Origin of the sequence: Rhodococcus sp. MH15 (assembly GCF_019266045.1) — a bacterium.
Lineage (GTDB): Bacteria > Actinomycetota > Actinomycetes > Mycobacteriales > Mycobacteriaceae > Rhodococcus_F > Rhodococcus_F qingshengii.
The window spans coordinates 1-12,950 of record NZ_LPNP01000082.1 but is presented as its reverse complement, the minus strand read 5'-3'; the positions used below and the strand labels follow the sequence as shown (position 1 = coordinate 12,950).

Below are 12,950 nucleotides of genomic sequence, written 5' to 3'. Positions count from 1 at the left end.
GGATGAGCAAAGTCGTGAATACGGCAGCTGAGGCAGTTGCCGACATCGCGAGCGGATCCAGGCTCGCAGTGGGCGGCTTCGGGCTGTGCGGTATTCCCGACGCACTGATCGCGGCGATCGCCGACGGCGACGCCACCGATCTCGAGGTGTTCTCCAACAACTGCGGTGTCGACGACTACGGTCTCGGCATTCTGCTCGGCGCGCACCGGATCGCCAGGGTGACGGCGTCGTACGTGGGGGAGAACAAGGAGTTCGCGCGCCAGTATCTCGCCGGTGAGCTCGAAGTGGAGTTGACGCCGCAGGGGACGCTGGCCGAGCGGCTGCGAGCAGGCGGTACCGGCATCCCGGCGTTCTACACTCCGGCCGGCGTCGGCACCCCGATCGCCGAGGGCGGCTTGCCGTGGCGATACAACCCGGACGGTTCGATCGCCGTGGCGTCGCCACCGAAGGCGACGGCAGTGTTCGGTGGCCGCACGTATGTATTGGAAGAGGCGATCACCGCTGACTTCGCGCTCGTGCACGCGGACTACGGCGACACCGAAGGAAATCTCGTCTTCAACAAGACGGCGATGAACTTCAACCCGCTTGCTGCCATGGCCGGCCGGATCACCATCGCGCAGGTGGAGAACCTCGTCGAGCCGGGCGACATCGACCCCGCACACGTGCACCTACCTGGAGTGTTCGTCGCGCGCGTCGTGCACACAGGCCCACAGGAGAAGCGGATCGAGAAGCGGACCGTCTCAGGAGGCACCAAGTGACCAGTGCAGAGGAAACCCGTATCGGTTGGACTCGCCACGAGATGGCCGCTCGCGCTGCCGCCGAGATGCGGCCGGGGGAGTACGTCAACCTCGGCATCGGCCTGCCGACTCTGATCCCCAGTTACCTGCCCGAGGGCGTCAAGGTGGTCCTCCACAGCGAGAACGGCATCCTCGGTACCGGACCGTATCCGACCGATGATCAGGTCGATGCCGACCTCATCAATGCCGGTAAAGAAACCGTCACCGTCAATTCAGGCGCCGCGTTCTTCGACTCGGCTCTCTCCTTCGGCATGATCCGCGGTGGTCACATCGACACCGCGGTGCTCGGCGGGATGCAGGTGTCGAAGACCGGTGACCTTGCCAACTGGATGGTGCCGGGCAAGATGGTGAAGGGTATGGGCGGGGCGATGGATCTGGTCCACGGTGCCCGCCGCGTCATCGTCGTGATGGAGCACACCGACCGCGACGGCAATCCCAAGATCGTCGAGGCCTGCACGCTGCCGCTTACCGGTCAGAGCGTCGTCAACCGGATCATCACCGACCTGGCAGTGCTGGACGTCACCGCGGACGGGCTGCAGCTTGTGGAGCTGGCTCCAGGGGTCAGCAGCGAGCACCTGAAGAGTGTGACTGGTGTGGGCTTTTCCTGAAGCTTCGTACCGTAAATCGAAGAACGCGCCGACCGCTGGTCGGCGCGTTCTTTCGTCGGTCTGTCGGCGAGTACCGATAGTCTCGATCAGCGACTGTCGAATCTTGTTCGAGCTCAGACACCCAGTACCCGGCGGCCCTGTAAATTGTCCGAGGTGACTGATGTGGATTGGGGTGTAGATCGTCGGTTGCAATTGATTGTCCCAGGGGGAGAGGTGTCGCGCGCCGCGTCTGAACGGTGCGTTTCGGCAATGCGATCGGGGGGTAGATGAGCTGGGCGATTTGTAACGAATTGCAACAAAACCGTCGATACACCGGGGTATGGATTTCTCTTGTCACCTATGTATCGGAGACAATGGGTGGTTCTGGCTCGTCGAGGTTGGATGAGGTCGGTAGCTGCTGCGAATCGGACGTTCGGCTCGCACGGGTGCGCAATGGTGTGGAAGAGAGGCTGTGGGCGTGAATTCGCTGGGTAACGGAGAACTGGGGAGCGGCAAGCCGGAGGTCGGCAGCTCGCCGGAAGACGTTCAGCGATCCGACGCATTCCCGCTTTCCGCGGCCCAGCTCGGTATGTGGTTCGCGCAACACCTCGATCCCGCCGTTCCGGTCAACATCGCTCAGTACGTCGAACTCCGTGGTGCTCTGGAACTTGACGCCCTTCGGCAGGCCTGCGCAGACGCCGGTCGCGAAATCGGGTCGGCCTTCGTCCGGATCTTCGAGATCGACGCCCAGCCTTACCAGATCATCGACCCCGCACTCGATGATTCGGTCGGTTACGTCGACCTTCGTAGTGAAGACGACTCGCACGACGCTGCCATGCGGTGGATGCGAGCAGATCGCAGCCGGCCGATCGACATGCTCACGGACCGCTTGATCTCTGCCACGATCCTGCGGCTCGGCGAGAATCGCTACTACTGGTACACACGGGTCCACCACACAATTCTCGACGGTTTCGGTGCGTCGACGTTCGTCACTCGTGTGGCGGAGCTGTACTCGGCGCGCGTGGAGGGCCGGGATCCGGAGCCGAGTGAGGCCTCCGATCTCCGGAACGTCTACGAGGTGGACAACAAGTACCGCCAGTCGAGTCGTTTCGAAACCGATCGCAAGTACTGGGCAGACAAGATCGAGAATCTCGACGAGATCTCGAGCCTCGCGGGTCGAAGTGCCGCGCCGGCTCCAGTCAGTCGGATCGACAGTGCAGCGCTGTCCAACCACGTCGAGGCTCTGCTCGGGCGGTTCCTCGAGCGCATCGAGAAGACCACTGTTGCCGGCACTGTCGTCGCGGCGTTTGCGGCGTACCTCGCTCAGATGACCGGACGAGAGGACGTGTCGCTGAGTCTGCCCGTTTCCGGTCGAACAACAGCCGTGCTGCGTCGATCCGGAGGCATGGTCTCCAACGTCGTGCCGCTGCGCCTGACCGTCACCGCGGACACCACCGTCCAGGAGCTTCTGGACGATGTCAGGAACGAAATGTCCGGCGCACTGCGCCACCAGCGATACCGACACGAGGACATGGTTCGCGGCGGGGACGGGCCGGGCCGGGGCGGATTCTTCGGCCCCTGGATCAACATCATGATGTTTTCCACCGAGTTGGCGTTCGGGCCCCTCGTCGGCGAACTTCACATCTTGTCCACGGGTTTGATCGAAGACCTCGGTGTCAACCTGTACCAGAGCGTCGGCGATACCCGCACACACATCGACTTCGAGTCGAATCCCAATCTGTATGCGCCCGCGGACGCCCAGCGAAATCACTCGCGGTTCGTGGAGTTTCTCGAGAAGTTCGTCTCGGCCGAAACGAGCCGCAAGGTCTGGGATCTTCCTGTCGCAACCGACGAGGAGCGAAACAAGGTTGCCTTGTGGAACCGCACCGGCTTCCACGTTGCCTCGCAGACCATCACCGAAGCATTCGAGCGTCAGGTCGAGAGAACTCCCGATGCCACCGCTGTCGTTTTCGAAGGCGCCAGCCTCACGTACGCCGAATTCGACTCTCGCGCAAATGGTTTGGCTCGTCAACTCATCGCCATGGGTGTTGGGCCCGAATCGCTTGTAGGACTGTCGATCCGCAGGTCTTTGGACTTGATGGTCGGTCTGTACGCGATTGCCAAGGCCGGCGGAGCCTGGGTACCGGTGGATCCCGACCACCCAGCCGACCGCACCGCCTACATTCTCGAGTCGGCGCAGCCCACGTGTGTTGTGACCACTGCGCGGGACGACGTGGATCTGCCCTCGGGCACACGGGTCATCGAGATCGACACACTGGACTATGGGCAGCTCGACAGCAGACCGATCGTCAACGCGGATCGCCTGTCTCCCTTGCATTTCTCGAACACTGCGTACGTGATCTACACCTCGGGTTCGACCGGTCGACCCAAGGGTGTCGCGGTCACTCACGCGGCGATCAACAATCAGCTTCAGTGGATGAACGCCGAGTACGGGCTTTCGGCGTCGGACATCTACCTGCAGAAGACCGCTACGACATTCGACGTGTCGCTGTGGGGATTTTTCATGCCGTTGCAGGTCGGCGCCACGCTCGTCGTCGCGACTCCGGACGGTCATCGAGACCCGATCTACGTGGCGAACAAGATCGCGGAGCTCGGCGTCACGATCACCGACTTCGTGCCATCCATGCTCACGCTGTTCACTGCGAATGCACCTGCCGGATCTTGTGATTCGTTGCGCCACGTGTTTGTCATCGGCGAGGCGCTCCCGCCCGAGACGTCTTCCGCCTTCCGCGAACTCTGTGGAGCCGGACTGCACAACCTGTACGGTCCGACCGAAGCCGCGGTATCGGTCACGTACTACGAGGCCGTGGCCACGGATACTACTTCCGTGCCGATCGGTATGCCGCAGTGGAACACTCAGGCGCACGTACTGGACGGACAACTTCGCCCGACCCCCATCGGGCAGCCGGGTGAGCTCTATCTCGCCGGCGTTCAACTCGCGCGCGGATACGTTGGTCGACCGGACCTGAGCTCGGATCGGTTCGTAGCCAATCCGTACGGCACGGCCGGTGAGCGTATGTACCGGACCGGCGACCTCGTTCGTCGCCGTGAGGACGGAAATCTCGACTACATCGGGCGTACAGACTTCCAGGTGAAGTTCCGCGGGCAGCGCATCGAACTCGGCGAGATCGAGACCGTCCTTCTGGCGCACCCCGACGTTTCGCAGGCTGTCGTTTTGGTGACCGTCACCCCGACCGGTGATCAATTGGTCGGCTACGTAGTGCCGGGTCCAGGCCGAAACATCGATGCTGCGGTGCTCAGTGAGTTCGCCGGCCGAAGCCTCCCGTCGTACATGGTTCCGGCCGCGTTGATGGTGCTCGATGCGTTGCCGCTCAACACGAGTGGCAAATTGGATCGTGCCGGGTTGCCCGAGCCGGTGTTCGCGAGTGCGAAGCAGTACCGCGAGCCCCGCACCGAAATCGAACGCATCGTGGCGGACGTGTTTGCCGACGTTCTCGGTGTCGAGCGCGTCGGTATCGATGACGACTTCTTCGAGCTCGGTGGAAACTCTCTGGTTGCAACACAATTGGTGACGCGAGTGGGTTCGGCATTGGGAGTGCAACTCGGCGTTCGAGAGCTCTTCGAATCCACCACGGTCGCCACCCTGGCGGCCCGCGCCGAGTCGGTGGCGGGCAACGCCAGGCAGCTCACCCCGCTGGTCGCCAAGCCTCGTCCCGAGGTCGTCCCGCTCTCGCTTGCGCAGCAGCGCATGTGGTTCATCAACCGTCTCGATCCGTCGACGCCCGCCTACAATCTTCCGTTCACAGTCCGGCTCACCGGTTCGGTGGACCCGTCCGCCCTGCATACCGCGGTGATGGATCTTCTCGAGCGACACGAGTCCTTGCGGACGATCTACCCTGATGTCGACGGAACCGCGCAACAGCTGGTTCTGCCGGTCGACCGGGCCGCGGTGGAGTTGAATCCGGTCAAGATTCGGAATTCGCATCTCGACGCGGCGCTGTTCGACGTGGCGTCTCGCGGCTTCGACGTGACGCTCGAAATCCCGGTACGGGTTGCCCTCTTCGAGGTGTCTCCGACGGACTACGTCCTGGTGATGGTTCTCCATCACATCGCTGCAGACGGACTGTCGTTCCGTCCGCTCGCACGTGACCTTCTCGTCGCCTACTCGGCGCGAAGTGAGAAGTCTGCGCCGGCGTGGACGCCGCTGCCGATTCAGTACGCCGACTACGCCCTGTGGCAGCGCGAAGCACTGGGATCCGACGAAGACCCGCGCTCGGAGTCGTCTCGCCAGATCAACTTCTGGCGCCGGGCACTTGCCGATCTGCCGGATCAGTTGGATCTGCCGACCGACCGACCTCGTCCTGCCATCGCGTCCAATCACGGTGCCAAGCACCATTTTCAGATCAGCGAACGCACGACGCGCAAGTTGAACGAGTTGGCGCGCTCGAGGAGCGTCTCGCTGTTCATGGTGTTGCAGGCGGCATATGCAACGCTGTTGAGCCGGCTCAGTGGTACCTCCGACATCGCGATCGGTGCCCCGATCGGCGGGCGAGGCGATCAAGCGCTCAACGACGTGATCGGCATGTTCGTGAACACCCTGGTGCTTCGCACCGAGGTCGATCCGAACGAACGATTCGAAGAGTTGCTCGCTCGGGTAAGGGAATCGGGCTTGTCTGCCTACGGGCATGCCGATGTGCCGTTCGAGCGGTTGGTCGAAGTCCTGAGTCCGGCGCGTTCGCAGGCTCGTCACCCGCTGTTCCAGGTTGCGCTCACTGCGGAGATCAGTGGACGACGCGAACTGGAATTCTCAGGTGTCAAAGCAGTTGCAGCTGAATTGGAAGTCCCGGTCGCCAAATTCGATCTCGAGCTCATGGTGTCCGAGAATCCTGAAGGCAGCGAAGACTCGGACGTCTTGAGCGCCACCTTCACCTATGCCACGGACCTGTTCGATCCGGCCACGGTGAACACTTTCGCTACTCGGTTCGTGCGCATCCTCGATGCCGTGGCTACCCGTCCTGAAACGATCGTCGGCGATATCGACCTGCTCTCACGCTCCGAGCGCACCGATCTGACGGTCGTAGCCGCGGATGACACGATGCCCCGGCAGAGTCTCGTCGACATCTTCCTGTCCGGCACGGCTGAGGCGGATTCGGTTGCTGTGCGCTTCGAGGGTCGATCGATCACCTATCGAGAGCTCGATGAGCAGTCGTCGAAGCTCGCTCGGGTTCTGATCGGACGTGGCGCCGGCCCCGAGACCATTGTTGCTCTCGCCTTTCCTCGCTCGTACGAGATGGTCTGTGCAGTATGGGCGGTGGCGAAGTCAGGGGCGGCATACGTCCCAGTCGACCCGAGTTATCCGGAAGATCGTGTCCGGCACATGCTGGCCGATTCTTCGGCCGCGATCGGACTCACGTCGGGACAGTTCGTAGATCAGCTTCCTGCGGTCACAGAATGGTTGGTCCTTGACGGCCAGGCGCTGAACGGAGAACTGTCGGCGCAATCTTCAGCGCCGGTCACGGACGAGGACCGAATCGCTCCGATTCACAGTTCTCACGTTGCATATGTCATTTACACATCCGGTTCCACGGGAAAACCGAAGGGTGTCAGCGTCACTCACGGTGGACTCCGTGGCGTCAGAGACGCAGCACAGCGTCGCTACGGGGTAGAACAGTCCTCGCGCTTCCTCCATATCTGTTCACCGAGCTTCGACCCGTCGGTACTCGAATGGATGGTCGCCTTTTCCGCGGGTGCAACTTTGGTGATCGTTCCGTCGACAATTATCGGTGGACACGAGTTGTCGGATCTTCTTCATTCCGAGAAGGTCACACACGCGATCATCACTCCCGCAGTACTCGGGACCATGGAGCCGGCAGAGCTGCCTGAATTGCGAGTCGTCTCCGTCGGCGGTGACGTGACCACTCCCGAGTTGCTGGCGAAATGGGCCCCAGGGCGCGCCTACTTCAATGGGTATGGTCCGACCGAGACCACTATCATCTCGTCGTTCGGCGATCTCGCGATCGGCCGATCGATCGACATCGGGCGTCCCGTCGAGGGCATGTCGGCACTGGTACTCGACGAGCGTCTGCATCCTGTTCCAGTCGGTACCAGGGGAGAGCTCTACTTTGCGGGCGCTGCATTGGCTCGCGGCTACCATGAGCGGCGAGGCCTTTCTGCGGAACGGTTTGTCGCCAACCCGTATTCGCCGGATGGCGAGCGAATGTACCGGACCGGCGATGTCGTGCGCTGGACCGGCGGAGACGCGCGCGGTGACGCGGGGGTTCTCGAATACGTCGGCCGCAGTGACTTCCAGGTCAAGGTTCGCGGATTCCGTATCGAACTCGGTGAGATCGACGCAGTTCTGTCCTCGCACGAGTCTGTGCGCTTCGCGGTGACAGTCGGAAGCGAAGGCGCGGCGGGTGTCACAACCCTCGTTTCCTACGTCGAACTGGCTGACGGGTCGAGTTTCGATCGGGACGTGCTCGCCTCGTTCGTGGCGGAGGCTCTGCCGAGCTACATGGTTCCGTCCGTCATCATGGAACTCGCTGAGGTTCCGTTGACCCCGGTGGGCAAATTGGATCGCCGGGCTTTGCCGGAGCCTGTTTTCGAGGTCCGCGAGTTTCGTGCACCCACCACGCCGGTGGAAGAGATTGTCGCGCAGGTGATTGCGGATGTTCTCGGAGTGGAACGAGTCGGCCTCGACGACGACTTCTTTGAACTCGGTGGCAACTCCCTGGTGGCTACTCAGGTCACCTCCCGATTGGGGCGGGCGCTCGACACTACGGTGCCGGTGCGAACGCTATTCGACGTTTCCACCGTCGAGGCGCTCGCCGCACACATCGAGTCGCACGTAGGTAGCGGCGGGCAGAAGGCGCTCGTCGCACAGGTGCGTCCCGCGGAAATTCCGTTGTCGCTGGCGCAGCAGCGCATGTGGTTCCTGAACCGCTTCGACACCGATTCAGCTGCTTACAACATCACTTTTGCTCTGCACCTGACTGGCCATCTCGATACTGCCGCGATGGAAACTGCGCTCGAGGACGTACTGGACCGGCATGAAGTGCTCCGAACGGTATATCCGGACGGGGCTTCCGGACCGAAGCAGTCGATTCTGTCGCTTTCGGAGGCGTTCGGCGGACTGACCGTGGAGTCGGTTTCGGATCCGGACGAGCTCGAAAGTCGAGTCGCTGCAATCGGATCCTCAGCGATCGACGTCACCGTCGACGTGCCGATCCGTGTCCGCCTGTTGACGGTCAGCGACACCGAGCACACCCTTGCGATCGTGGTTCATCACATCGCCGCTGACGGTTGGTCGATGGCGCCCCTGGCTCGCGATGTCATGATTGCCTACTCGGCACGCAAGGACGGGATCGCGCCGGCGTGGCAGCCGTTGACTGTGCAGTACGCCGACTATTCGTTGTGGCAGCGTGAGGTTCTGGGCTCGGAAGACGACTCGGAATCACTGATCTCGCAGCAGATCTCGTACTGGACCGAGACTCTGGCAGACCTACCGGACGTGATCGAGCTTCCGTCGGACCGGTCTCGGCCTGATGTGGCGTCGATGCGCGGCGAGCGATTCGCGTTCGAGATCTCCGGGGATGTGCACCGTCGATTGGACGCGCTGGCACGGGAGAACAACGCGACGCTCTTCATGGCGTTGCACTCGGCGCTTGCCGTTCTGATGGCCCGACTGAGCGGGACCTCGGACATCGCCGTGGGCACTCCCGTTGCCGGTCGCGGGGACGAGGCGCTCGACGATCTCGTCGGCATGTTCGTCAACACGCTTGTTCTGCGCACCGAGGTCGACCAGGCCCAGGCATTCACAGATCTGCTGGCTGCGGCGAGTGATTCCGCGCTCGGAGCGTTCGCTCACTCGGACGTGCCCTTCGAGCGGTTGGTGGACGTCTTGGCTCCCGCCCGGTCGCAGGCCAGACATCCGCTCTTCCAGGTTGTGCTGTCCTTGCAGAATCTCGCGCAAACGGCATTGGAACTGCCGGGACTGGCGATCAAGGCCGCCGAAATCGACACGACCACTGCCAAGTTCGACCTCGAACTCGCAGTGACAGAGTCGATCGGCGAAGACGGGATCCAGCAAGGGCTCTCGGCCGAATTCACGTTTGCTGCAGATCTGTTCGACGTTTCGACGGTCGAGGGGTTTGCTCGGCGTCTGGTTCGTATCCTCGAGACTGTCGTGTCGGTTCCTTCGATTGTCGTCGGTGACATCGATATTCTCGATGCGGCCGAGCGGGGTGTGCTGGCCGATGTTCATGGAGGTCAGTCGGTCTCGGGAACCCTGGTCGAGATCCTCACAGCGGCGGCCGCTTTGGATCCGTCGGCGGATGCGATTCGCTTCGACGGTCAGTCGATCAGCTACCGCGAACTCGACGAGCGGTCGTCGCGACTCGCTCGTGTTCTGATTGCGAAGGGCGTCGGGCCGGAGGATCGGGTCGCGATCGCGATTCCGCGTTCGGCCGATTCGGTTCTCGCTCTGTGGGCAGTGGTGAAAACGGGTGCTGCATTCGTGCCCGTCGACCCGACGTATCCGGTTGACCGTATCGCCCACATGATCTCCGATTCCGGTGCGGTGCTGGGTCTTGCGCTCAGTGACGTCGAGGCAGGATTGCCGTCGGCGTTGACGTGGGTTGTTCTCGACGACGAGAAGACAGTGGCGGCGTGCGCGGCAGAATCTTGCGCGCCGGTGAGTGATTCGGATCGACGCAGTGCGATCGACGAGCGGCAGCCTGCTTACGTCATCTACACCTCTGGCACCACGGGTCTGCCCAAGGGCGTTGTGGTCACCAATGCGGGTGTGGCGAACTTCTGCGCCGAGCAGGTCGAGCGCTATGCGCTGACCGCGGATGCTCGAACGCTGCATTTCGCCTCGCCGAGTTTCGATGCTTCTGTTCTCGAGTTGCTGATGGCATTCGGAGCAGCATCGACGATGGTGATTGCGCCGACGACGGTGTACGGCGGCGCGGAATTGGCCGAGATCTTGCGCTCGGAGGGCGTGACGCATGCGTTCGTGACGCCCGCTGCGCTGGCATCAGTGGATCCGAGCGGGCTCGACGCGTTGCGGGTGGTTGTCGTCGGTGGCGAAGCCAGTTCGCGGTCTCTCGTTGCCAAGTGGGCGGTGCCGCTTCCGGATGGCGGTGTGCGTGGATTCTTCAATGCGTACGGTCCGACGGAGTCGACAGTCGCCTCGAACATCAGCGATACGCTGACCGCGTTTGATCGTATGAACATCGGCGGCCCGATTCGGGGAATGGCCGCGCGGATCTTGGACGGCCGCTTGCAGCCCGTTCCGGTTGGTGTCGCAGGTGAGTTGTACGTGTCGGGTGTTCAGGTCGCTCGTGGATACCTGGGACAGCCGGCATTGACAGCGGGTCGTTTTGTCGCAGACCCGTTCGGGGCGCCGGGAGAGCGGCTGTACCGCACGGGTGACGTGGTCCGGTGGATCGACGGTGGCGCAGTGGAGTACGTGGGCCGCAGTGACTTCCAGGTCAAGATCCGTGGGTTCCGTATCGAACTCGGCGAGATCGAGGCCGCGCTGACCCGTTGCGCGGGCGTTGCGCAAGCTGTTGCTCTCGTTCGTTCCGACGATCACTTCGGAGATCGTCTCGTTGCATACGTCGTGCCGCAGGCCGGCGCCGAGGTGGATCCCGCACAGGTCATCGAGTCGGTGTCGACGTTCCTGACCGGCTACATGGTCCCCGACTCGGTACTGGTACTCGATTCGATTCCGTTGACCACCGCGGGCAAGACGGACATCAAGGCTCTGCCCTCGCCCGTGTTCGAGTCCAAGGTGTACCAGGCGCCGATCACGACCGTCGAAGAGACTGTCGCGCAGGTGTTCTCCGAAGTTCTCGGAGTCGCACAGGTTGGCCGCGACGACGATTTCTTCGAACTCGGCGGCAACTCGTTGATCGCGACCCGTGTCGCCGCTCGGCTGGGAGAGGCGCTCGACACAAGCGTTCCGGTTCGTGCGCTCTTCGAAGCGTCGACCGTGCAGTCACTCGCCGTCCGGCTCGAGCTGCACGCCGGTTCGGGCGCCACCGCCCCACTGGTGCAGCAGCCCCGGCCAGCTCGGATCCCACTTTCGTTGGCGCAGCAGCGCATGTGGTTCCTGAACAGGTTCGAACCCGCGTCGGCAGTGAACAACGTCCCGGCGGCGATCAGGATTTCGGGCGCCCTCGATGTGGCAGCTCTTGACGCCGCCGTGATCGATGTCGTGGGCCGACACGAATCACTGCGAACTGTGTATCCAGACGTCGACGGCGTCGGCTATCAGGACGTCCTCGACGTCCAAGACGTTGTCGTCGACCTCAGCCCCGTGTCGATCACGGAAGATCGCCTGGCTGCGGGCGTCGCCGAGCTGGCGACAGTCGGCTTCGACGTGACGTCCGAAGTCCCGTTGCGCGCCAAGCTCTTCAAAGTCGGCGACAGCGAATACGTTCTGGTGTTCGTCGTGCATCACATCTCGACCGACGGTTTCTCGATGGGTCCGTTGACCCGTGACGTGATGGTTGCCTACGAAGCACGTACACGAGCGTCGGTGCCGGCTTGGGCGCCGTTGCCGGTGCAGTACGCCGATTACTCGTTGTGGCAGCGTGAGGTTCTCGGGTCCGAGGACGATCCGCGGTCCGTGATCGCGAAGCAGATTGCGTTCTGGTCGGATGCGTTGGCTGATCTTCCGGAGCAGTTGGATCTGCCTGCCGATCGTCCTCGTCCCGAGGTCGCTTCAGGGCGCGGAGCCGAGGTCGAGTTCGATATCGACGCCACCCTGCACGAAGCTGTCAATTCGATTGCGCACAGCAGTAACTCGACACCATTCATGGTTGTTCACGCAGCGCTCGCCGTCGTACTTTCTCGTTTGTCCGCAACGACCGACATCGCGATCGGTACACCGATCGCGGGTCGCGGTGAGGCGCAGCTCGACGATCTGATCGGTATGTTCGTCAACACTTTGGTGTTGCGTACCGAGGTTGATCCGTCGATGTCGTTCACGGATCTGTTGGCGTCGGCGCGTGAAGTGGATCTACAGGCGTTCGCGCATGCGGATGTTCCGTTCGAGCGTGTGGTGGAGGTTCTCGATCCGGTTCGTTCGCAGGCTCGTCATCCGCTGTTCCAGGTGGCATTGACGTTCCAGAACCACGAACAGACAACGCTCGAACTGGGCGACCTCGAAGTGTCGATCGAAAGTGCCGATCTCGCGCTGGCGAAATTCGACCTCCAGTTGACCCTGACCGAACGAACCGACGAGGCCGGCGCACCCGCCGGAATGTCCGCCTCTTTGACGTATGCGACGGATCTGTTCGACGAGTCGACCGTTGTGGAATTCGGTGATCGGCTGGTAAGGACCTTCCGTGCGGTGACTGCTGATCCCACCGTAGCGGTGGGTGACGTTGACATCTTGGTCGATGGAGAACGAAACCTGCTGTCCCGCTTCAGTGCCGGCCAGATCGATCGTGGTGTGGATTCGACGTTGTCGGCGTGGTTCGATGATGCTGCTGCGCGGTTTGGTGATCGGGTTGCGGTGCGGTTCGGTGGCGAGTCGTTGTCGTATGGTGAGTTGTCGGTGCGGGCTAATCGT

The 12,950-nt window shown here is 62.4% G+C and carries 3 protein-coding genes; all 3 read left to right on the top strand.

Features of this window, described 5'->3' with window-relative positions; all coding sequences use genetic code 11:
* Positions 1 to 2 precede the first annotated feature (2 nt).
* Positions 3 to 758, top strand: a complete 756-nt coding sequence (locus tag ATN37_RS30125) for a CoA transferase subunit A (protein ID WP_007730192.1) — start codon at positions 3 to 5, stop codon at positions 756 to 758.
* 41 nt (positions 759 to 799) lie between these two features.
* Positions 800 to 1,405: a 3-oxoacid CoA-transferase subunit B gene (locus ATN37_RS30120; protein ID WP_039973146.1), complete on the top strand. Its 606-nt coding sequence runs from the start codon at positions 800 to 802 to the stop codon at positions 1,403 to 1,405.
* A 457-nt stretch (positions 1,406 to 1,862) separates the two neighbouring features.
* The coding region (locus ATN37_RS30115) for a non-ribosomal peptide synthetase (RefSeq protein ID WP_308125241.1) at positions 1,863 to 12,950 on the top strand (11,088 nt) is incomplete at its 3' end.